The organism is Phreatobacter aquiterrae (assembly GCF_053471285.1).
Map to the genome: position 1 here is coordinate 457,525 of NZ_JBJPHW010000001.1, position 22,190 is coordinate 479,714.

Consider the following 22,190-nt stretch of genomic DNA (forward strand, 5'->3'; position numbering starts at 1 on the left):
CGCCTCGTTCACCGTGAATGTCGCATGGCGGGCGAGGGCTCACAAGATGGTGTTGACTCTAACAGTTGGATATCCAACTAATTGCCCGTCACGGTACAGGACCCCGATGTACACAGCGTCCACCGCCTTCCTCGAAGCGCTCGCCGAAGCCGGCGTGGACTACCTGTTCTCGAATTTCGGCAGCGACCATCCCGCACTGATCGAGGCCCTGGCCGAGGCCCGCGCCGCCGGCCAGCGGATGCCGAAGGTCATCACCTGCCCGAACGAGATGGTGGCGCTGACGGCGGCCCAGGGCTACGCGCAGGTCACCGGCCGGGCACAGGCCGTCATCGTCCATGTCGAATGCGGGACGCAATCGCTTGCGGGGGCTGTTCACAATGTCTCGAAGGGACGGGTGCCGGTGCTGATCTTCGCCGGCGCCTCGCCTTTCACCCAGTTCGGGGAGATGAAGGGCAGCCGCAACGAGTTCATCCAGTGGATCCAGGACGTCCACGACCAGCGCGGCATCGTCCGCGGCTACATGCGCTACGACGCGGAGCTGCGGACGGGGCGCAACATCAGGCAGATGACCTTCCGTGCCATGCAATTCGCCCATTCCGACCCCAAGGGCCCGGTCTATCTGATGGGTGCCCGCGAGGTCATGGAGGAGGCGCTCGACCCGGCGGGGCAGGCGGGCATGGACGTCGCGGATTTCGCGCCGATCGCCCCGGCGGCGATGCCGCAGGAGGCGGTCCACGCGCTGCTCACTGATCTGGCGCAGGCCCACCGGCCGCTGATCGTCACCTCCTATCTCGGCCGCAACCCGCAGGCGGTGAGGGAATTGCAGCGCCTCGTCGGCCCGCTCGGCATCGCCGTGCTGGAGAGCGTGCCGAATGCGGTAAACCTGCCGCACGACGACCCGATGTATCAGGGCTGCCAGTGGAACGAGCCGCGCCAGAACCCGCTGCTGGCCGCCGCCGATGTGGTCGTCGTCATCGATTCCGACGTGCCGTGGATCCCGACCGTGTCCAGACCGCGCTCGGGCGCGAAAATCTGGCACCTCGACGTCGATCCTCTGAAGCAGGACATGCCGCTGTGGTCCATTCCTGCGCGCCGGGTCTTCCGCGTCCACGCCGAGACGGCGCTCGCGCAGCTCAATGCCGGCCTCGATCGCATCGCGCTCGACGTCGCCCGCATCGGCGAGCGGCGCGCCCACTACAGCCGCCTGCACGAGGAACGGAAAGCCGCGCTTGCCGCCGCCGAGCGCAAGCCGACCGGTGATGTCCTGACCGCGGAATACGTGACGGCCTGCGTCCGCGCCCATGTCGATGCCGACACGATTGTCCTCAACGAGGGCATCACCAACTATCCCGTCGTGGTGAACCACATCGCCCCGACCCGGCCCGGCCAGATGCTCAATTCCGGCGGCGGCAATCTTGGCTGGACCGGGGGCGCCGCAATCGGCGCCAAGCTCGCCGACCCCGCCAAGACCGTCATCGCCCTGACCGGTGACGGCTCCTACATGTTCTCCCAGCCCTCGACCGTCCACTGGATGGCGCGTCAGTACGGCACGCCCTTCCTGCAGGTCGTCTTCAACAACCGCGGCTGGCGCGCTCCGCGCTATTCGACGCTCGCGGTCCACCCGTCCGGCCATGCGAGCCGCTCGGACGATATCGGCGTCGCCTTCGATCCGCCGCCGGACTATTCTGCAATCGCAGCCGCGGCCGGCGGTGCCCATGCCCGCAAGGTCAGGCACCCGGACGAGGTCGAAGGCGCGATCGCGGAGGCCATGCATGTCGTGAAGGTTGAGAAGCGGGCGGCTGTTCTCGATGTGTGGTTGCCCCATCTCATGGAAGGCTAGGGACGAAACGGGACCGATCCGGCGGCGCTCAACGACCGCGGACGGAACGACAGGGAGGAACGAGGAATGACGACAGGGATTATGACCCGCCCCGATCGCCGACGGTTGATGGGGGGCGCTCTCGGCATCGGCGCACTGCTGGCGAGCCCCGGCATCGTCCGGGCGCAGAACTGGCCGAACCGCAACATCCGTATCGTCGTCGCCTTCCCGCCGGGTGGGGCGGCCGATATCGTCACGCGGCACCTGACCGAGCGGCTCACGCAGGAATGGGGGCAGGCGGTCATCGTCGAGAACCGCGGCGGGGCAGGGGGGAACGTTGCTTCCGCGGAAGTCGCCCGCGCCGAGCCTGACGGCCACACCCTGCTGATCACCTCCAGTGCGGTGGCCATCAACCACCTGCTCTATGCGCGCATGCCGCTCGACACCTACAAGGACCTGGCGCCCGTCGGCATGGGCATCACTGTGCCCAACGTCATGGTCGTGCCGGCGGCCTCGGCCGACAGGTCCGCCGCGGACCTGCTGGCGCGCGCCCGCGCCAATCCCGGCAAGCTGACCTACGGCTCGGCCGGCATCGGCTCGTCGATCCACATGGCCGGCGAACTGTTCAAGTATCTCGCCAAGGTCCACATGGTCCACGCGCCCTATCGCGGGGCGGGGCCGGCGATGAACGACCTGATCGGCGGGCGTCTCGACGTCATGTTCGACACGCTCACCGTTTCCGCCTCGCAGATCCGCGGCGGCACCATCCGGCCGCTCGGCGTCTCGACGAAGCAGCCGCTGCCGGAACTGCCGGGCGTGCCGGTCATCTCCTCCGTCGTGCCGGGCTACGAGATGCAGTCCTGGTTCGCCTTCTTCACCGCCGCCCGCACGCCGCCGGACATCGTTCAGCGCCTGTCGTCCGGGCTGAACAAGGCGCTGCACGATCCGGCGGTGGTGAAGCGCCTCGCCGACATCGGCACCACGCCGGTCGGCTCGACCCCGGAAGAACTCGCCGCCGCCATGCAGGCGGAGGTGAAGCTCTGGGAGCCGGTGATCAGGGCCGCGGACATCAAGATCGCTGGCTGACGTGCATGAGCCCGCCGCCTGCGGCGGGTGAGACGACGCACGAGGAGGCCGCAGACGCCGCCCGCGCCAATGGGAAGACAACGCCAACCCCCTGACGGGGACATCAGAGGAGGCCCATGATGAGCACATTCAAGCCCACCCGCCGCATTGTCGTCGGCGGCATCGCCGCCGCGACACTCGCCGCGCCAACCGTCCACGCCCAGGCGGGCGCCGTGAAGATCGGCTTCTCGATCTCCAAGACCGGCCCCAATGCCGGCGGCGCAAATGTCACGACGCTGCCGAACTACCAGATGTGGATGAAGGAGACGAACGAGGCCGGCGGCCTCAAGCTGCCGGGCGGCCAGCGCCGCATGATCGAGTTCGTCGAGTATGACGACCGCTCCCAGTCGGAAGAGGCGGTGCGCAACATCGAGCGCCTCGTCAACCAGGACAAGGTGGACCTGCTGCTGCCGCCCTGGGGCACGGCGATGAACCTCGCCGTCGCGCCCTCGTTCAACCGCGGCGGCTTCCCGCACCTCGCCTCCACCTTCTTCGTCGAGCGCCAGCCGGAACTGGTGAAGCGCTGGACCAACATGTTCCTGTTCCTCGACCGCCCGTCGACGGCGATCACCGCACTCACCGACCTGCTGGCGACGCTGAAGGACAAGGGCCTCGGCAACACGGTGGCGCTTGCCTCGGTGCAGGACCAGTTCGGCCTCGAGCTCGTTAGCGCCGCGCGCGCCGGCATCGCCAGGGCCGGTTTCCAGATCGTCATGGACCGGCAATATCCGCCGGGCACGCAGGACCTCGCCCCGATCATCTCCGAGGCGGCGCGCCTGAAGCCCGACATGTTCCTCGCCTTCTCCTATCCGCCGGACACGCTGGCGCTGACCGAGCAGGCGCGCATCGGCGGCCTCAATCCGAAGGTCTTCTACACGGCTGTCGGCACCGCCTTCCCGCTCTACAAGCAGCGCTTCGGCGCCAATGCCGAGGGCGTCATGGGCATCGGCGGCGTCGACGTCACCAATCCGAAGATCAAGGACTACATCGCCCGCCACAACCGCATCGTCGGGCGCGAGCCCGACCGCTGGGCCTCGACCACGACCTATTCGACGCTGCAGGTGCTGACCCAGGCGATCGAGCGGGTCGGCCTCGACAAGGCGGCCATCGTCAAGGATGTCGGGTCGCAGTCCTTCGACACGATCCTCGGCCCCATCAAGTTCGTCGACAACCAGCGCGTCGACCAGTGGTGGGTCGGTCAGTGGCAGCAGGGCGAGTTCGTCGCGCTGGCCCCGACCAAGGTCGGCGGCACCAAGGCGCCGATCTTCCCGAAGCCCGCTTGGCCCACGGCCTGATCGGACGCATACGGCCCGCCGCCTGCGCGGCGGGCCGACTTCCGGAGACGCTGAATGTTCCTCGTCGACGTCATCCTGTCGGGCCTGATCCTCGGCGGCATCTATGCGCTGATCGCCATGGGGCTGTCGCTCCAGTACGGCGTCGCGCGGATCATGAACCTCGCCTATGGCGAGTTCACCATCGCCGCCTCGTTCCTTGCCTATGTCCTGTTCACGGTGGCCGGCGTCAGCCCGATCCTGTCGCTGGCGGTGGCGATGCCGCTCTCCTTCGCCCTCAACTGGGGCATCTACCGTGTGCTGATGACGCCGCTGGTCCGCCGCGCCAAGTCGCCGGGATCGCTGGAGGTGGATTCCATCCTCGCCACCTTCGGCCTGCTCTTTGTCGTGCAGGGCATCCTGCTGGTCGTCTTCGGCGGCTCCTATGTCAGCTATTCCTACCTCGCCGTGCCCGTGCAGATCATCGGCTCGACGGTGGCGCTGAACCGCCTGCTGGCGGCAGGCCTCGCGGTGGCCATCGCGCTGGCGCTCACGGCCTTCCTCATGCGCACCCGCATCGGCACCGCCATCCGCGCCGTCTCGGTCAATCCGGCCGCTGCTCCCCTGGTCGGCATCGACACGACGGCCTATGCCGCCTTCGCCTTCGGCCTCGGCGGCGCGCTGGTCGCCGCCTCGGGCGTCCTTGTCTCGATGTTCTTCACCTTCAACGCGGCGATGGGCGTCGTCTTCACCATGAAGGCGCTGATCGTCGTCATCATGGGCGGCGTCGGCAACATCTTCGGGGCGCTGATCGCCGGCCTGATCCTCGGCCTCGCGGAATCGCTCACCGCCGCCTTCCTTGACGGCGGCCTGACGCTGGCCGTCAACTTCGCCCTGTTCCTCGTCATCCTGCTGGTCAAGCCCACCGGCCTGTTCGGAAAGGCCGCCAGATGATGCGAAAGGACATGACCCTGAAAGACTGGACCCTGCCGATCGTCGTTCTGGCCTGCGCCGCGATTCTCGCGCCGCTGCCCGTCGTCGCCGGCTCCTACTGGATGGCGCTCATCGTCAACATCCTGATGTATGCGACGCTCGCCACCGCCTGGGCACTGTTCTCCGGCCCGACCCACTACGTGTCCCTCGCCACCGCCGCCTTCTTCGGGCTCGGCGCCTACACCATGGCCTTCCTCGGCGAGAAGCTGCCGCTGGCTCTGGTCTACCCGGTGGCGGCGCTGATCGGAGCGGTAGTGGCAACCGTCGTCGGCCTGTCGACGTTGCGCCTGTCGGGGGTCTATTTCGTCATCTTCACCTTCGGCCTTGCGGAACTCGTCCGCCAGCTCGTCACCTGGGGCGAGGCGAAGTTCGGCGGCACCGTCGGCCGCTTCGTCTTCATCGATATCACGCAGCAGGGCATCTACTGGATGCTGCTGGGGCTGCTGGCGCTGATCCTCCTCACCGGCTTCGCCATCCAGCGCTCGCGGCTCGGCTGGGCGCTGAGGGCCATCGGCGAGGACGAGACGGTTGCCCGCCACGCCGGCGTCGACACCACGGTGTCAAAGGTTGCCGTCTTCGTCGTCTCGGCCACCTTCATGACCGTCGTCGGGGCGATCATGGCGCCCCGCTGGACCTATATCGACCCCTCCATCGCCTTCAATCCGATCCTCTCCTTCCAGGTGCTGATCATGGCGCTGCTCGGCGGCGCGGCGCGGCTCTACGGGCCAATCCTCGGCGTCGTGCCGCTCGCCATCCTGTTCGAGATCCTGCAGGCGAACTTCCCCAACTACTTCTCCATCCTGCTCGGCCTCTCCTTCCTGGTGATCGTCTATTTCGTGCCGAACGGCATCGTCGGCCTTCTCGACCAGGGGCGCGGGGTTATCGCCAGGGCGACGCGCCGCCGTCCCCATCCGGCGGAGTAGAGCCATGCAGCCGCTGATCGAACTCCACGGCGTCTCCAAGAGCTTCGGCGGCCTCAGGGCCGTCGACGGGCTGACCGCCAGCATCCGCCGCGGTGAGGTGGTCGGTCTCGTCGGGCCGAACGGCTCCGGCAAGACGACGGCTCTCAACCTCATTACCGGCAACCTCACCGCCGATGCCGGCGCCATCGTCTTCGAGGGCCAGAACATCGAACGGGCGGCGGCCCACCGCATCACCCGCGCCGGCATTGCCCGCACCTTCCAGCTCGTGCGGGTCATGCCGACCATGACGCTGGCCGAGAACGTCGCCATCGGCGCCATGTTCGGGGCGAGGGCTTGCGGCCCGGCGGAGGCGCAGGAGCGCGCCCTGCCGCTGCTCACCCGCGTCGGCCTTGCCGCTCGCGCCGACGAACGCGCCGCGAGCCTCACCTATATCGACCAGAAGCGGCTGGAACTTGCCCGCGCGCTCGCGGCGCACCCGCAGCTCCTGCTGCTCGACGAATGGCTCGCCGGCCTCAACCCGACGGAGCTGAAGGAGGGCATCACCCTGATCGCCTCGCTCGCCCGCGACGGGCTGACCATCGTCATGGTCGAGCATGTGATGGACGCGATCCGGGCGCTCTGCACCCGCTGCATCGTCATGAATGCCGGCGCCAAGATCGCGGAAGGGTCGCCGGCGGAAGCGCTCGCCGACCCCGGCGTCATCAAGGCCTATCTCGGAGACGACGACGATGCTTGATGTCGCCCGCCTCTCCGCCTCATACGGCCCGCACCGGGCGGTCGACGACGTGGCGCTGCATGTCGGCCGCGGCGAGACGGTCGCCATCCTCGGGGCCAACGGCGCCGGCAAGACGACGCTCCTGAAGACCCTCGCCGGGCTGATGCCCGCTGGGCAGGGGACTTCGATCACCTTCGAAGGGCTGCCGCTGCGCACCGCAGATCCGCACCGCATCGTCGAGCAGGGCATCGCCCTCGTCCCCGAGGGGCGCGGCATCTTCGGCGACCTCACCGTGCGCGAGAACCTCATGCTCGGCGCCTTCCCGAAGCGCGCCCGCGCCCATGAGGCGGCCAGCCTCGACGACGTGCTGACGCTGTTCCCCCGCCTCGCCGAGCGGCTGTCGCAGCAGGTGCGCACCATGTCGGGCGGCGAGCAGCAGATGGTGGCGATCGGCCGGGCGCTGATGAGCCGGCCGAACCTCCTGATGCTGGACGAGCCCTCGCTCGGCCTGTCGCCGGTGATGACCGGCGAGCTCTTCAAGGGCCTCGCCGCCATCAAGGCGCGCGGCATGGCGATCCTCATCGTCGAGCAGAATGCGAGGCGGTGCCTGAAGCTCGCCGACCGCGCCTATCTCATCGCCAACGGACGCATCGTCGGCGAGGGCCTGGCGAGCGACCTCGCCAATGACCCCAAGGTCGCCGCCGCCTATCTCGGCGGCGCCGTTCCGGCCAATGACGACGGGTCGGATGTCGCCCCGCCGCCGCTCTTCTCGCCGCCGCCGCTGCCGGCCAGCGGCGAGGCGCCTCTTCATGCCATGGCCGCGCCGCCGGCCGCCCGCTCCAGCCCGGCCGTCCCGGCCGTTCCCGTTCCCGCGTCTCCGGAGAGTTCCATGAAGCACGTCAACCTGATGATCGATGCCCGCGAGATGGGCGCCGCCGACGGCCGCACCTTTGACCGGATCGACCCCGTCACCGGCGAGGTCGCGACCCGCGCTGCCGCCGCGACCGTGTCGGATGCCGTGGCCGCGGTCGATGCGGCCGCCGCCGCCTTCCCGGCCTGGTCGGCGCTCGGCCCCAACGAACGCCGCGCCAAGCTCAATGCCGCCGCCGACCTCATGCAGAAGCGCGCCGAGGATTTCGCCAGCGCCATGATGACCGAGACCGGCTCGACCAAGGGCTGGGCGCTGTTCAACGTGGGGCTTGCCGCCGGCATGCTGCGCGAGGCCGCGGCGATGACGACGCAGATCACCGGCGACGTCATCCCGACCGACAAGCCGCACAACCTCGCCCTCGCCATCCGCCAGCCGGTGGGTGTCATCCTCGGCATTGCGCCGTGGAACGCCCCCGTCATCCTCGGCGTGCGGGCCATCGCCATGCCGCTCGCCTGCGGCAACACCGTGGTCTTCAAGGCCTCCGAGCAATGCCCTGCGACGCACCAGCTCATCGGCCAGGTGATGCGCGACGCGGGACTGCCGCCCGGTGTCGTCAATGTCGTCACCAATGCGCCGGCCGACGCGGCCAAGGTGGTCGAGACGCTGATCGCCCACCGCGCCGTGAAGCGCGTCAACTTCACCGGCTCCACCCATGTCGGCCGCATCATCGCCGAGACTGCGGCGCGCTACCTCAAGCCCGCCCTGCTCGAGCTCGGCGGCAAGGCGCCGCTCGTCATCCTCGACGACGCCGATCTCGACGAGGCCGTGAATGCGGCGGCCTTCGGCGCCTTCATGAACCAGGGCCAGATCTGCATGTCGACCGAGCGCATCGTGGTCGATGCGAAGGTTGCCGACGCCTTCGTCGAGAGGTTCGCCGCCAAGGCGAAGTCGCTGCCCTTCGGCGATCCGCGCTCCGGCAATGTCGTGCTGGGGTCGATGGTCTCCGCTGACGCGGCGCGGCGCGTCAAGGCGCTGATCGACGATGCCGCCGCCCGGGGCGCGACGCTCGCCTCCGGCGGCTCGCTGGAGGGCACGGTCATGCCGGCGACCATCCTCGACAGGGTGACGCCGGCCATGCGCATCTACGGCGAGGAGAGCTTCGGCCCCGTCGTCACCGTGGTGCGCGTCAACGGCGACGAGGAGGCCATCCGCGTCGCCAACGACACGGAATACGGCCTGTCGGCTGCCGTCTTCTCGCGCGACATCGGCCGGGCGCTGGGGGTGGCGAAGCGCATCGACAGCGGCATCTGCCACATCAACGGGCCGACCGTGCATGACGAGCCGCAGATGCCCTTCGGCGGCGTCAAGGCCTCGGGCTATGGCCGCTTCGGCGGCAAGGCCGGCATCGACGCCTTCACCGAGCTGCGCTGGATCACCATCCAGACCGGTCCGCGCCACTATCCGTTCTGAAGTGCCTTGCTGCCGGAGACCTGCATGACCGAAGACATCATCGAGTGCCTCGCCATCCGCGACCTCGTGGAGAACTGGGCGCTGTGGCGCGATGCCGGCGACTGGGACCGCTTCCTCACCTGCTGGCATGACGACGGGCGGATGATGGCGACCTGGTACCAGGGCCCGGCGGCGGATTTCATCCGGGCGAGCCGCGAGGGCTGGGCCAAGGGCGTGTCGATCCTGCACTTCCTCGGCGGCACCACCATCGACCGCGCGGGCAACCGCGCCATCGCCCAGACCAAGATGACCATCTCGCAGCGCGGCCCGGTGGACGGCGTCCTCTGCGACGTCGTCTGCACCGGCCGCTTCTACGACTTCATCGAGAAGCGCGACGGCCGCTGGGGCGTCGTGCTGCGCCAGCCGATCTACGAGAAGGACCGGCTGGACCCGGTGCTGCCCGACGCGAAGCTGTCGCTCGACCCCGACCTGCTGGCGCAGTTCCCCGAAGGCTACCGCCACCTCGCCTATATCCAGACCAGGATCGGCTACACGGTGAAGCGCGACATGCCGGGCCTGCGCGGCCCGGAGGTCGAGGCGCTCTACCGGCGCGGAAAGATCTGGCTGGAGGGCGGACCGGCGGAGTGAGCCGCCGCCGTCCCGGGGCGACGGGCTCACTTCAACGTGAGGCCGTCGCCTGTAACCTCTTGCGGTCCCACCGCGTATGGCATGACATCAGGCTCATCGAGGGTACTGCATGCTGCCGTGGAATGACCGGGCGGGAAACCTGTCCGCCCTGAAGCTGATCGTCTTCCTGGGGGTTCTCGCGCCCGGCGCTTGGATCGCGCTGCAGGCTGCCACGGGCACGCTCGGCTCCAAGCCGATCACCTCGGCCATCCACCAGTCCGGCGACTGGGCGGTTCGGCTGCTGCTCTTGTCCCTGCTCGTCACGCCGCTGCGCTTCATCGCCGACTGGCCGAAGCTGATCCTGGTGCGCCGCATGGTCGGGGTCGCCGCCGCCGCCTATGCCCTCTTCCATCTCCTGTTCTACGTGGTCGAGCAGGCGTGGGATCTGCAGAAGGTGGCGAGCGAGATCCTGCTGCGCTTCTACCTGACCATCGGCTTCATCGGCCTCGTCGGGCTGCTGGCCCTGACGGCCACCTCCACCGACGCCATGATCCGCCGCATCGGCGGCCCGGCGTGGAACCGGCTGCATCTCCTGACCTACCCCATCGCCTTCATCGCCATCTGGCACTTCTTCCTGCAGACGCGGCTCGACGTGTCGCAGCCGGTCCTCATGCTCGGCTTCTTCCTCTGGCTGATGGGCTTCCGGCTGATGCGCCGGCTCGGCGTGGCCGTCGCCCCGTTGCAGCTTGCGGCTCTCGCCCTCATATCTGGCGTCGCCACCGCGCTGCTCGAGGCGCTGTGGTACGGGACCATGACCGGCGTCATGGCCTCGCGCATCCTCTCCGCCAATCTCGACATCGCCTTCGGGCTGAGGCCGGCCCTGTGGGTCGCCCTTGCCGGGCTCGCGCTGGCGCTGGTCAGGCTCGTCCGCGGCCGGCAGGGGGCTCCGCGCTCGCGCCGCGCCGCTGTCGCGGCCGAGTGAAGGAGGAGGGAGCGATGTCGCTGCTGACGCAACTGACCGCCCTGTTCGGACTGAAGGGAGACGAGACGATGACCGTTGCCACCAGGACCTTCCCCGTCATGAAGACCGACGAGGAATGGCGCCGCATTCTCACCCCCGAGCAGTACGAGGTGCTGCGCGGCCACGGCACGGAGCGGCCTGGAAGCTGCGCCCTCAACCACGAGAAGCGCGCCGGCACCTTTTCCTGTGCCGGCTGCGGCCAGGACCTCTTCGTGGCGGCCAAGAAGTTCGAGAGCGGCACCGGCTGGCCGAGCTTCGACCAGCCGGTGCCCGGCTCGGTGGAGGAGACGGTCGACCGCTCCTGGGGCATGCTGCGTACCGAGGTGCACTGCGCCAGTTGCGGCGGTCATCTCGGCCATGTCTTCCCCGACGGCCCGCCGCCGACCGGTCTGCGCTACTGCATCAACGGTGTTGCGCTGACCTTCACGCCAGCCTGACGGAAACCGGACCTTAAGCCGGCACGGGCAGGGTGCGACGGGACCCGTTGGTCCCGACGTCCCCTGCCGCCGCCGAGCCGAGGCCCGTGCCCATGTCCGCGTCTGCCGATCCGCCGCCGTTCGACCGTGACAAGGCGCTGACCGACGTCGCCCGCGTCATCGTCGCCAGCGCCCTGACGATCGGCTCGGTGCTGCTCACCGCCTTCGGCTTCGTCGAGCGCGTCGTCGGCATCGAGAGGATCGCCATGGACCGCCGCTTCGCGCTGCTGGCGCTGATGCCGGGCGCGGCCGCTCTCGCTTTTCTGGCCAGCGGGCGGGCTCTCGGTGCGCTCTACGATGTCAGCGTTCCGGCGCGCGACATCCCGGCCTGGCGTCGCGCGCTCCTGCGCTTCATGGACGTATCCGGGGCTTACGGACTGTTCGCCGTCGTCATCTCCGGCCTCGTCGCGGTGGCGAGCTTCCTCGCCATCGCGCTTCTGCTCGACCTGCGCCTGGTCATCCTCTCGACGATCAGTGGCCTTCTCGCTTTCTGCGTGGCCCTGTCAGGCATGCTGATGCGCTATTCGCCCCGGCGACGACTGATCGATTTCGCCCTCGCCATCTGCATCCTCGTCGCCATGATCGCCGACCAGTTCGTCTGATCACAGCACCTTTCCGTCGGCATCCATCAGGTGCATGTGGTTGAGATTGGCGGCGAGCCGCATGGGCTGGCCGTCGGCGGCTCCGGCATTGGGGTTGACGCGGCCGCAGAGCGCCTCTCCGGCTATCGTGAAATAGACCAGCGTCTCGTTGCCCATCGGCTCGATCACGTCGAGCGTGATGTCGAACGGGGCGACGCCCGGCTCCATCGTCGGCGAGGTCTCGGTGATGTGCTCGGGGCGGAGCCCGAGGACCAGCCCGTCCCTGCCGGCCAGCCCCTTGTAGCGCTCCGTCCGGGCCGCCGGCACCGGCAGGACGATCGAGCCGTTGATGTGCAGGTTGAGGCCGCCCGAGGCCTGCTCGACCTTCACGGGAATGAAATTCATCGCTGGCGAACCGATGAATCCGGCGACGAAGCGCGTCTTCGGATGGTGGTAGAGTTCGTTCGGCGGGCCGATCTGCTCGATCCGGCCGTGGTTCATGACCACGACGCGGTCGGCCAGCGTCATCGCCTCCACCTGGTCGTGGGTGACATAGACCGTGGTGGTGCGCACCTTCAGATGCACCTTCTTGATCTCGGTGCGCATCTGCACGCGAAGTTTCGCGTCGAGGTTCGACAGGGGCTCGTCGAACAGGAACACCTTCGGGTTGCGGACGATGGCGCGGCCCATGGCGACGCGCTGGCGCTGGCCGCCGGAGAGCGCCTTGGGCTTGCGCTCGAGCAGTTCCTGGATGTCGAGGATGCGTGCCGCCTCGTCCACCCGCGCCTTGATCTCGGCCTTCGGATAGCGCTTGAGGCGCAGGCCGAAGCTCATGTTCTCGGCCACTGTCATGTGCGGATAGAGCGCGTAGTTCTGGAACACCATGGCGATGTCCCGGTCTTTCGGCGGCACGTCGTTGACCACGTCGCCGTCGATGGCGATGTCGCCGTCGGAGATGTCCTCGAGCCCGGCGATCATGCGCAGCGTTGTCGACTTGCCGCAGCCGGAGGGGCCGACCAGCACCACGAATTCCTCGTCGGCGATGTCCAGATTGATGCCGCGGACGGCCTCCACGTCGCCGTAGCGCTTGACGATGTTCCTGAGTGTTACGCCTGCCATGTGAACCCCCGTCAGCCCTTGGTCGCGCCGGCTGTCAGGCCTGCGATGTAGTAGTCCATGAGGAAGGCGTAGATGATGAGCGGCGGCAGCGCGCCGAGCAGCGCCCCCGTCATGATCTGGCCCCATGCGAAGACGTCGCCGCGGATCAGCGTGGTGATGATCCCCACAGGCAGCACCAACTGGTCCACGGACGTGGTGAAGGCCAGCGGATAGAGGAACTGCGCCCAGCTCACGGTGAAGGCGAAGATCGTCGCGGCGATGATGCCGGGCAGGGCCACCGGCACGAAGATGCGGGTGAGCGTCTGGAACCACGACGCGCCGTCGATGATCGCCGCCTCGTCCAGTTCCTTCGGAATGGAGGCGAAATAGCCGATCATGATCCAGGTGCAGAACGGCACGGTCAGCGTCGGATAGACGACGAGCAGCACCCACCAGCGGTTCAGCAGCTGGATGCCGGTGACCTCGTGGAACACCGCGAACATCTTGAACAGCGGGATGAACAGCAGCGTGTCCGGCACGAGATAGGTGAGGAAGACGCCGGTGGCGAGCGTCGCCGAGCCCCAGAAGCGCATGCGCGACAGCGCAAAGGCCGCGGGGATCGAGATCAGCATGGTGATGGTCACCACGAAGACCGAGACGACCACCGAATTGCGGAAGAAGACGATGTATTCGCGCTTCGTCAGCAGCTCGACATAGTTCGCCAGGGTGGGATTGTAGACCCACCACGGATTGGTCGCGGCCGAGATCTCCGCACTGGTCTTCAGCGAGGTGATGAACATGTAGATGGGCGGCAGCAGGAAGAACGCCGCGAAGATGACCAGGAAGAAGTAGGACCAGCGCAGCGCCCAGGTCCGGTCGCGGCTCATCGAGCCATAGCCGGTCTTGCGGGTCGGGGCGCCCTTGTCGGGGGTGATGGTGGCCGCGGTCATGCCTCGTTCCCCCGCTGGTTGATGTCACGCAGGATGAAGACGGCGGCGATCGCGAGGATCGGCACCATGAAGAGCGAGACCGATGCGCCGAGAGGAATGTCGCCGCCCTCGATGCCGAGCCGGAACGCCCAGGTCGCGAACAGGTGCGTCTGGTCGAGCGGACCGCCCGCCGTCAGCACCCGGACGATGTCGAAATTGGCGAAGGTGACGATGGTGGAGAACAGCGCCGTGATGGCGATGATGTTCCGCATCATCGGCAGCGTCACGTACCAGATGCGTTGCCACCAGTTGGCGCCGTCGATCTCGGCCGCCTCGTAGAGCTGCTCGGGCACCGATTTCAGCGCCGCCAGATACATGATCATGAAGAATGGCGCGCCGACCCAGATGTTGACGAGGATCACCGAGAACCGCGCCCAACTGGCGTCTCCCGTCCAGGGAATGCGGCCGAAGCCCATGCCGGTCAGCACGTAGTTGAAGGCGCTGTAGGAGGGGTCGAACAGCCAGAGCCAGGCGAGCGTCGACATGGCCGGCGGGATGACCCAGGGGATCAGCAGCATGCCGCGCCACTTGCGCTGCCCCTTGGCCGGGATGTTGTGGACGAAATGGGCGATGATGAAGCCGAGCAGCGCCTTGAAGATCACCGCCGTGATGGCGAAGAGGCAGGACTGGTAAACGACCTTCCAGAAGGTCTCGCGCGTGAACAGGAACTGCATGTTGCCGAAGGGCATGTGCGTGCAGATCACGTCCGGAAGCCAGGAGCAGTTGCGCATCCAGGCCACGCTCGTCATCGACTTCCTGAGCGTCGAAAGATAGACGGCGTAGAAGGCGGGATAGATCACCAGGACCGCGATCAGCAGGATCAGCGGCAGCGCCATCAGGAAGGCGATGGTCGACTTGCGCTGGAAGAATCGTCTTACCGCATTGGGTTTGACAGAGGCCCGGCGCGCCGGGGGGCTGGTCGAAAGGACTGCATCTGCCATCAGGTCGAAGCCTCGCATGCTGGCCGTTCGGATCGAACAGGTGACGCTTCCGCGCGGCGGCACGCCTGGCGCGCCGCCGTCGATGTCGGAGGGGCGCCGGGGCGCCCCTCAGCCGGTGCGGAATTCCGCGCGGGCTCAGCCGCGCAGGAAGCCTTCCACCTCGCTCTCGGCCCAGGTCAGCGTGCGCTCCATGGGCTCGCCCTGCAGGTGCCGGACGATCATCTTCGTCAGCGTCGCCTGGCTGTAGATCTGCTGGGCGATCTTCGGCGGCGCCGGCGAGGCGGCGATCGACAGGGTCTGGTGGTTGTGCGGGTTCGGGTAGTGGTAGAGCGTGCCCTTCGGCGGCCCTTCCTCGGCCCAGGTCGGAAGCGTCGTCAGCTTCTCGAACGAGGGAATGTCGTAGCCTGCCGAGGCTGCGACGAACTTCGCCACGGCGTCCGGCTGCGACAGCGCGACGAGCAGGCTCTTGGCGGCCGTCTTGTTTCGCGAGAACGACCAGATGTTCCAGAAATAGGGCAGGAACGGTGCGAAGCGGCCCTTCGGCCCCACCGGCATGCCGTGGGTCCAGCACTGGGCGGCGATCTGCGGCGCGTCACGCTTGGCAACGGCCCAGGCGCTCGGCGGGTTCATGATCAGGGCGCCGCGGCCGGAGACCAGCCAGCGGTTGTTGGAGCCGTCGTCCCAGGCCGGCGCGTCGGCCGGATAGAACTTGGCGACCTTGACGCAATATTCGAGCGCCTGCCGCACCGCGTCCGACTTCACCGTCAGTTCGCCCTTGGCATCGACCAGAGCGGCGCCGAAGGACTGGAAGAAGGCACCGGCCGTGTCGACCGAGTCCGTCGTCTCGCCGAGCCCGACGCCAAAGGCGACCCCCGCCTTCTGGCAGGCTTCCGCCGCTTTCATATAGGCGTCCATGTTCCAGGCGTCCGCCTTGGGAGCGGCGCCGGCCGGATACATCGCCTGGATGTCGATGCCGGCATGCTGCTTCAGAAGGTCGATGCGCGAGCAGGGCCCCTTGATCTGCGAGCCGATGGTGGAGGGAACGCCCAGCCACTTGTCGCCGGCGCGGCCCAGATACTGCACCGTGTCGTTCACCTGCCCGTTCTGGGAGATGAGCTGGGTCATGATGTCGTTGCAGGGCTCCAGAAGGTCCGCCTGCGCCTGCGGCCACCATGTCGGCATGGCGAGGATGTCGTGGCCGGACTTTGCCTGCGCCTCGGCCGCGATGGTCAGGAGGTTCTTGTTCCCCTGCGAGGGGATGTAGTCGATCGTCAGCTCGACCTTCTCCTTCACCGCCCAGGCCTGGGCAACCTCGGTCGAGGCCCTGTTGGCGCCGGGGACCCAGTGGTCCCACAGGCCGATCGTCAGCTTGCCGGCGGCATGGGCGCCGCGGACGAAGGGCGTCGAGAGCGCCGCGGTGGTGATCGCCGTGGCCGCCAGGAACCGGCGACGGCTCAGGGATTGTCTGCGCATGGTTGATCCTCCCGAAGGCTGCTGCGGCCGGAAGGCCGCCCAGATTGGACGCCGTGCCGAGCTTGTTGTGCATCTGTCGCAACCCTGTCCCGGCGGGGGCGGGGGAGCGCGTGCCAGCTTGGGCGCTGGGTGCAGTAAACGACAAAAATCGATTTAGTCCTAGATACGGATACTCACGCAGGCTCAGAAATCATTCCGCGCTGCACAATATTCATGTTTTTGTATCATACCGATTTGTTGTGCCATGCAGCATGATGACTCGTTCCCTTCTAGGGAACGCTGACGAGGTGGTGTTGCGCCGCAACCCGCTGGACGATGGCGACCTGTCGCCGCACCGGTTGCGCTGCACCCTCGCCGGCCCCTGCGGCGGGGCGTCGCGGGCCTTCCAGCCGCGATGCGATCCGGGGCGCCGACGGCCGCTCCGGCGACGGCACCCTTGCGGAAAATTCCTGCAAGGTCATCGACATATTGACCGATTTCTGTTCAGACTTGTTCAAAGGTGGAGACCCGCCGGCAGAGCGGGCCAACCTGCGTCGATCGGAAGTTCAGCGCATGCGCGCATTGCGTCACGCCGTGCCTGCCGGGCTGGAGCGTCGATCGATCGGCGTTTTCGGAATGGGAGGACATGCGTGAAGCCGACGGATATTGCCGATCCGAACTACTTTCACAAAGTCGTCGATTGCCAGTGGGCCTGCCCGGCGCACACGCCGGTTCCGGAATATATCCGCCGGATCGCGGCGGGGGACTATACTGGCGCCTACCTGATCAACTGGAAGTCCAACGTCTTCCCCGGGATCCTCGGCCGCACCTGTGATCGCCCCTGCGAGCCGGCCTGCCGCCGCGTCCGGGTCGAGGAGGAGCCGGTCGCCATCTGCCGGCTGAAGCGGGTCGCCGCCGACAACAAGAACGGCGTCGCCGCCTACCTGCCGAAGCCACCCGAGCAACGGAACGGCAAGCGCGTCGCCTGCATCGGCGCCGGCCCCGCATCGCTGACGGTGGCCCGCGACCTCTCGCCGCTCGGCTATGAGGTCACCGTCTTCGACGGCGAGGCGAAGGCCGGTGGCTTCATGCGCTCGCAGATTCCGAAATTCCGCCTGCCGGACAGCGTCATCGACGAGGAGGTGGGATTTGCCCTCTCCGCGGGTGCGGTCTTCGAGGCCAGGCGCCGGATCGACAGCCTGAAAGGCCTGCTGGCCGAGGGCTATGACGCCATCTTCGTCGGCACCGGCGCGCCGCGCGGCCGCGACCTCGATCTGCCCGGCCGCTGGGAGGCCGCCGCCAACATCCATGTCGGCATCGACTGGCTGGCCTCGGTCGCCTTCGGCCATGTCACGGAGATCGGCCGGCGCGTCATCGTGCTCGGCGGCGGCAACACCGCCATGGACTGCTGCCGCTCCTCGCGCCGCCTCGGCGGCGAGGAGGTCAAGGTCATCGTCCGCTCCGGCTTCGACGAGATGAAGGCTTCTCCCTGGGAGAAGGAGGATGCGATGCACGAGGGCATCCCGATCCTCAACTTCATGGTGCCGAAGACCTTCGAGCACGCGGGCGGGCGGCTGACCGGCATGACCTTCGAGAAGGTCGAGGCCGTCTATGACGACAAGGGCAACCGCAAGCTGGTTCCGACCGGCGAGCCGGACCTCCTGGTGCCCTGCGACGACGTGCTGATCGCCGTCGGCCAGGAGAACGCCTTCCCGTGGATCGAGCCCGATGCCGGTGTCGCCTTCGACAAATGGGGGCTGCCGGTCCTCGGCAAGGACACCTTCCAGTCGTCGCTGCCGAACGTCTTCTTCGGCGGCGATTCCGCCTTCGGCCCGAAGAACATCATCACCGCCGTGGCCCATGGCCACGAGGCGGCGATCTCCATCGATGCCTTCTGCCGCGGCGCGCCGGTCAGCGACCGCCCGCCGCCGATGATGAACCTCATCAGCCAGAAGATGGGCATCCACGAATGGTCCTATGACAACGCCATCGCGCTCGACGAACGCTACAAGGTTCCAATGGTCGCCAACGAGGTGGCGCTCAAGGACATCCGCCAGGAGGTCGAACTCGGCTTCGACTTCAAGCTCGGCCACGCCGAGGCGCAGCGCTGCCTGAACTGCGACGTGCAGACCGTGTTCGAGGCGAAACTCTGCATCGAGTGCGACGCCTGCGTCGACATCTGCCCGATGGACTGCATCACCTTCACCGAGGACGGCGAGGAGGAGGACCTGCGCGGCCGCCTGAATGCCCCCGCAGAGAACCGTGACCAGGCGCTCTATCTCCAGGATGGTCTCAAGACCGGCCGCGTCATGGTCAAGGACGAGGACGTCTGTCTCCATTGCGGCATGTGCGCGGAGCGTTGCCCGACGGGCGCCTGGGACATGCAGAAATCCCTCATCGAAATGACACATGCGGGGCACGGATGCCGATCGAGAGTGTGAATGATTTCGTCATCCGGTTCGCCAATGTCAACGGATCGGGTTCGGCGAGCGCCAATGAGCTTTTCGCCCGCTCGGTGATGCGGATGGGCGTGGCGATCGCGCCGCGCAACATCTTTCCCTCCAACATCCAGGGCCTGCCGACCTGGTACGAGGTGAGGGTGACGGAGGCCGGCCATCTCGGCGCCCGTGGCGGCACCGACATGATGGTGGCGATGAACCCGCAGACCTGGGACAAGGACGTCGCCGCCATCGAGCCCGGCGGCTATCTGTTTTACGATTCCTCCCGTCCCATGCCGCCAGAGAAGTTCCGCGACGACATCGTCGTCCTCGGCATGCCGCTGACCGACATCGTCAACCGCACCTATACCGACCCGCGCCAGCGCCAGCTGTTCAAGAACATCATCTATGTGGGGGCTCTCGCTGCGCTGCTCGACATCGCCATCGACGAGTTGGAAACGCTGATCGGGGAGCAGTTCAAGGGCAAGGACAAGCTGATCGCGCCGAACATCAAGGCGCTGCATATCGGCCACTCCTACGCACTGGAGCACTTCTCCTGTCCGATCGGCCTGAGGGTGCGCCGCTCCGACAGCATCGGCGACCGCATCTTCATGGAAGGCAATGCCGCCGCCGGGCTCGGCGCCGTCTATGGCGGCGCCACCGTCTGCGCCTGGTACCCGATCACCCCGTCCACCTCGCTGGCCGAGGCCTTCGAGCGCTACTGCAATCGTCTGAGGGTCGATCCGGAGACAGGCGAGAAGCGCTTCGGCATCGTCCAGGCGGAGGACGAACTCGCCTCCATCGGCATGGTCATCGGCGCCGGGTGGAACGGCGCGCGCGCCTTCACCGCAACCTCCGGCCCCGGCATCTCGCTGATGCAGGAATTCCTCGGCCTCGCCTATTTCGCCGAGATCCCCGCGGTGCTCTTCGACGTGCAGCGCGGCGGGCCGTCCACCGGCATGCCGACGCGCACCCAGCAGTCGGACCTGCTGCTCTGCGCCTATGCCTCGCACGGCGACACCAAGCACGTCATGCTGTTCCCGCGCGACCCGCACGAGGCCTTCGTCTTCGGCGCGGAGGCCTTCGACCTCGCCGACCGGCTGCAGACGCCGGTCTTCGTCATGCTCGATCTCGACATCGGCATGAACCAGCATCTCTGCGCGCCGCTGGAATGGGACGACTCCCGCGTTCTCGACCGCGGCAAGGTGATGACGGCGGCCGAACTCGAGGCCGGCCGCGATTTCGGCCGCTATCTCGACGTCGACGGCGACGGCATCCCCTACCGCACCTATCCCGGCACCCATCCGACGCGCGGCGCTTTCTTCACCCGCGGCACCTCGCGCGATCGCTACGCCCGGTACACCGAGGAGGGCGGGCCCTACGTCGACAACATGGAACGGCTCCTCAAGAAGTTCGAAACGGCGAAGTCGCTCGTGCCGGCGCCCGTCCTGATGCGCGGCGCCCAGCCGACCCGCATCGGCGTCATCCACTATGGCTCGACCGGCCCTGCCATGGACGAGGCGGTGAAGCTGCTGGCCGCCGACGGCGTCCATGTCGACGCCCTGCGCGTGCGCGGCTTCCCCTTCTCGCACGAAGTGACCGACTTCATCGCCGCCCACGAGATCGTCTTCTTGGTGGAGCAGAATCGCGATGCCCAGTTGCGCTCGCTGCTGATGATCGAGTGCGGCATCGATCCGGCCCAGCTTGTCCCCGTGCTGCATTTCGACGGCACGCCCATCACCGCACGCTTCATCCGCAGGGAGATCGCGGTCAAGGCCGCCGTCGTCTCCTCGCCGCAGAAGCGGCAGGTCCTGTCCTGATCCGGGAACCTTCGTCATGACCTATCTCGCCAAGCCGAAGTTCCATCACCCGAAGCTCGAGACCAACGAGCTCGGCTTCACCCATCGCGACTACGAGGGCGCCATCTCGACGCTCTGCGCGGGGTGCGGCCACGATTCGATCTCCTCGGCGATCATGCGCGCCTGCTTCGAGCTGTCGCTGCCGCCGCACCGCATCGCCAAGCTGTCCGGCATCGGCTGCTCGTCGAAGACGCCGACCTACTTCCTTGGCCAGAGCCACGGCTTCAACTCGGTGCACGGGCGCATGCCCTCGGTGCTGACGGGCGCCAACCTTGCCAACCGCGACCTCATCTATCTCGGCGTCTCCGGCGACGGCGACAGCGCCTCCATCGGCTTCGGCCAGTTCGCCCATGCCATGCGCCGCGCCGTGAACATGGTCTATATCGTCGAGAACAACGGCGTGTACGGTCTCACCAAGGGCCAGTTCTCGGCGACGTCCGACAAGGGCTCGAAGAGCAAGAAGGGTGTCGCCAACCCGGATTCGGCCATCGACCTCGCCGCCATGGCCCTGCAGCTCGGCGCGAGCTTCGTCGCCCGCTCCTTCTCCGGCGACAAGGACCAGCTGGTGCCGCTGATCAAGGCCGCCCTTGAGCATGAGGGCGCCGCCTTCATCGACGTCGTCTCGCCCTGCGTCGCCTTCAACAACCACGAGGGCTCGACCAGGAGCTTCGACTATGTGCGGGCCCACAACGAGGCGCTGAACACGCTGGATTTCGTGACGACGCGCGCACCGATCACCGCCGAATATGCGGAAGGGGAGGCGCAGGACGTGCGCCTGCACGACGGCTCGGTGATCCGGCTGCGCAAGCTCGCCTCGCACTACGACGTGACCGACCGTGGCGCCGCCATGGCCTATCTGCACGAGGTCGCAACCAGCGGCGAGATCGCCACCGGCCTCATCTATCTCGACGAGACGGCAAGCGACATGCACGCCCGGCTCGGGACGGCGAGGAAGCCGCTCAACGCCATGACCGACCGCGATCTGGTGCCGGGCGCCGCGGCCCTCGCGAAGATCAACGCCGGTTTGCGCTGACATGGAACCGACGGCGCTTCTCGCGGCCTTTCGCGATGCGGTGGCGCGCCGGGACGGGCGCGCCTTCGCCGCCCTGTTCACCGCCGACGGCGTCTATCACGACGTCTTCTACGGCGAGTTCCGCGGGCCGGACGCCCTCGCGGCGATGATCGAGGACGTCTTCTACCGGACCGCCGAGGATTTCCGCTGGGACTTCCATGACCCCGTGAGCGACGGCCGCATCCTCTATGCCCGCTACACTTTCTCCTATCGCTCGACGCTGCCCGAGGCGAAGGGCGCGCGGGCGATGTTCGAGGGCGTCGCCATCATCCGCCTCAAGGACGGCAGGATCGCCGACTACCGCGAGGTAGCCGAGACCGGCCCCGCCTTCGTCGATCTCGGCTTCGCACCCGAGCGCATCGCGAAGATATTGGGGCGGCAGGGCGCGGCGCTGAAGGCGCGGAACGAAATGCGGCGCCACCTCGACTGAGGGGGGCGTCCAACAGGTCGCCCGCCCGCGCAACCCTGCC

19 protein-coding genes and 1 pseudogene are annotated in these 22,190 nt (G+C 67.5%); 16 read left to right on the top strand and 4 right to left on the bottom strand.

What is annotated here, in order from left to right; translation table 11 throughout:
• Window positions 1-106: 106 nt before the first annotated feature.
• From ACJ4V0_RS02175 to ACJ4V0_RS02230, 12 genes and pseudogenes are all read left to right on the top strand, one after another.
• Window positions 107-1,840 carry a thiamine pyrophosphate-requiring protein gene (locus ACJ4V0_RS02175; protein WP_448297898.1) on the top strand — a complete coding sequence of 578 codons (1,734 nt, stop codon included), beginning with the start codon at window positions 107-109 and terminating at the stop codon, window positions 1,838-1,840.
• A gap of 66 nt (window positions 1,841-1,906) precedes the next feature.
• Entirely contained in the window at window positions 1,907-2,905 is a 999-nt protein-coding gene (locus ACJ4V0_RS02180; RefSeq protein ID WP_448297899.1) for a Bug family tripartite tricarboxylate transporter substrate binding protein, read from the top strand.
• Window positions 2,906-3,024: 119 nt separating this feature from the next.
• Window positions 3,025-4,239 (top strand): amino acid ABC transporter substrate-binding protein, encoded by a 1,215-nt coding sequence (locus ACJ4V0_RS02185; protein WP_448297900.1) that lies wholly within the window; start codon window positions 3,025-3,027, stop codon window positions 4,237-4,239.
• Between the two features lie 54 nt (window positions 4,240-4,293).
• The gene (locus tag ACJ4V0_RS02190) at window positions 4,294-5,169 is read left to right on the top strand and encodes a branched-chain amino acid ABC transporter permease (protein ID WP_448297901.1); all 876 of its coding nucleotides are present in this window, start codon (window positions 4,294-4,296) and stop codon (window positions 5,167-5,169) included.
• Between the two features lie 11 nt (window positions 5,170-5,180).
• Window positions 5,181-6,131, top strand: coding sequence for a branched-chain amino acid ABC transporter permease (locus ACJ4V0_RS02195; RefSeq protein ID WP_448297902.1), 951 nt, complete (start codon window positions 5,181-5,183; stop codon window positions 6,129-6,131).
• Between the two features lie 4 nt (window positions 6,132-6,135).
• Window positions 6,136-6,867 carry an ABC transporter ATP-binding protein gene (locus ACJ4V0_RS02200; protein ID WP_448297903.1) on the top strand — a complete coding sequence of 244 codons (732 nt, stop codon included), beginning with the start codon at window positions 6,136-6,138 and terminating at the stop codon, window positions 6,865-6,867.
• Window positions 6,860-7,336, top strand: a pseudogene (locus tag ACJ4V0_RS02205) (ABC transporter ATP-binding protein); the annotation flags it as partial. The gene ACJ4V0_RS02200 and the pseudogene ACJ4V0_RS02205, both read left to right, overlap by 8 nt.
• Before the next feature lie 399 nt (window positions 7,337-7,735).
• Window positions 7,736-9,187 carry an aldehyde dehydrogenase gene (locus ACJ4V0_RS02210; RefSeq protein ID WP_448297973.1) on the top strand — a complete coding sequence of 484 codons (1,452 nt, stop codon included), beginning with the start codon at window positions 7,736-7,738 and terminating at the stop codon, window positions 9,185-9,187.
• 24 nt (window positions 9,188-9,211) lie between these two features.
• Window positions 9,212-9,814: a nuclear transport factor 2 family protein gene (locus tag ACJ4V0_RS02215; protein WP_448297904.1), complete on the top strand. Its 603-nt coding sequence runs from the start codon at window positions 9,212-9,214 to the stop codon at window positions 9,812-9,814.
• A gap of 109 nt (window positions 9,815-9,923) precedes the next feature.
• Window positions 9,924-10,775: a protein-methionine-sulfoxide reductase heme-binding subunit MsrQ gene (locus tag ACJ4V0_RS02220; protein ID WP_448297905.1), complete on the top strand. Its 852-nt coding sequence runs from the start codon at window positions 9,924-9,926 to the stop codon at window positions 10,773-10,775.
• Window positions 10,776-10,843: 68 nt separating this feature from the next.
• Entirely contained in the window at window positions 10,844-11,251 is a 408-nt protein-coding gene (gene msrB / locus ACJ4V0_RS02225; protein WP_448297974.1) for a peptide-methionine (R)-S-oxide reductase MsrB, read from the top strand.
• 92 nt (window positions 11,252-11,343) lie between these two features.
• Window positions 11,344-11,892: a hypothetical protein gene (locus ACJ4V0_RS02230; RefSeq protein ID WP_448297906.1), complete on the top strand. Its 549-nt coding sequence runs from the start codon at window positions 11,344-11,346 to the stop codon at window positions 11,890-11,892.
• Here the strand turns inward: ACJ4V0_RS02230 and ACJ4V0_RS02235 are convergent, their stop codons facing one another.
• The 4 genes from ACJ4V0_RS02235 to ACJ4V0_RS02250 all read right to left on the bottom strand — a co-directional run bounded on the left by ACJ4V0_RS02235 (window position 11,893) and on the right by ACJ4V0_RS02250 (window position 16,372).
• On the bottom strand, window positions 11,893-12,990 hold the full coding sequence (locus ACJ4V0_RS02235) for an ABC transporter ATP-binding protein (protein ID WP_448297907.1): 1,098 nt from the start codon (window positions 12,988-12,990) through the stop codon (window positions 11,893-11,895).
• Window positions 12,991-13,001: 11 nt separating this feature from the next.
• Window positions 13,002-13,919, bottom strand: coding sequence for a carbohydrate ABC transporter permease (locus ACJ4V0_RS02240; RefSeq protein WP_448297908.1), 918 nt, complete (start codon window positions 13,917-13,919; stop codon window positions 13,002-13,004).
• Window positions 13,916-14,899 carry a carbohydrate ABC transporter permease gene (locus ACJ4V0_RS02245; RefSeq protein ID WP_448297909.1) on the bottom strand — a complete coding sequence of 328 codons (984 nt, stop codon included), beginning with the start codon at window positions 14,897-14,899 and terminating at the stop codon, window positions 13,916-13,918. The genes ACJ4V0_RS02240 and ACJ4V0_RS02245 overlap by 4 nt, the downstream gene beginning before the upstream one ends.
• A gap of 135 nt (window positions 14,900-15,034) precedes the next feature.
• Window positions 15,035-16,372 carry an ABC transporter substrate-binding protein gene (locus ACJ4V0_RS02250; RefSeq protein WP_448297910.1) on the bottom strand — a complete coding sequence of 446 codons (1,338 nt, stop codon included), beginning with the start codon at window positions 16,370-16,372 and terminating at the stop codon, window positions 15,035-15,037.
• A gap of 629 nt (window positions 16,373-17,001) precedes the next feature.
• Here ACJ4V0_RS02250 and ACJ4V0_RS02255 point away from each other — a divergent pair.
• Genes ACJ4V0_RS02255 through ACJ4V0_RS02270 form a run of 4 tightly spaced genes read left to right on the top strand, consistent with a single transcriptional unit; the run spans window position 17,002 to window position 22,150 of the window.
• Window positions 17,002-18,792 carry an FAD-dependent oxidoreductase gene (locus tag ACJ4V0_RS02255; protein WP_448297911.1) on the top strand — a complete coding sequence of 597 codons (1,791 nt, stop codon included), beginning with the start codon at window positions 17,002-17,004 and terminating at the stop codon, window positions 18,790-18,792.
• Window positions 18,774-20,609 carry a 2-oxoacid:acceptor oxidoreductase subunit alpha gene (locus tag ACJ4V0_RS02260; RefSeq protein ID WP_448297912.1) on the top strand — a complete coding sequence of 612 codons (1,836 nt, stop codon included), beginning with the start codon at window positions 18,774-18,776 and terminating at the stop codon, window positions 20,607-20,609. Before ACJ4V0_RS02255 ends, ACJ4V0_RS02260 begins: the two co-directional genes overlap by 19 nt.
• Before the next feature lie 16 nt (window positions 20,610-20,625).
• Window positions 20,626-21,681, top strand: a complete 1,056-nt coding sequence (locus tag ACJ4V0_RS02265) for a 2-oxoacid:ferredoxin oxidoreductase subunit beta (protein WP_448297913.1) — start codon at window positions 20,626-20,628, stop codon at window positions 21,679-21,681.
• A 1-nt stretch (window position 21,682) separates the two neighbouring features.
• Window positions 21,683-22,150 carry a nuclear transport factor 2 family protein gene (locus ACJ4V0_RS02270; RefSeq protein WP_448297914.1) on the top strand — a complete coding sequence of 156 codons (468 nt, stop codon included), beginning with the start codon at window positions 21,683-21,685 and terminating at the stop codon, window positions 22,148-22,150.
• The last annotated feature ends 40 nt before the right edge of the window (window positions 22,151-22,190 follow it).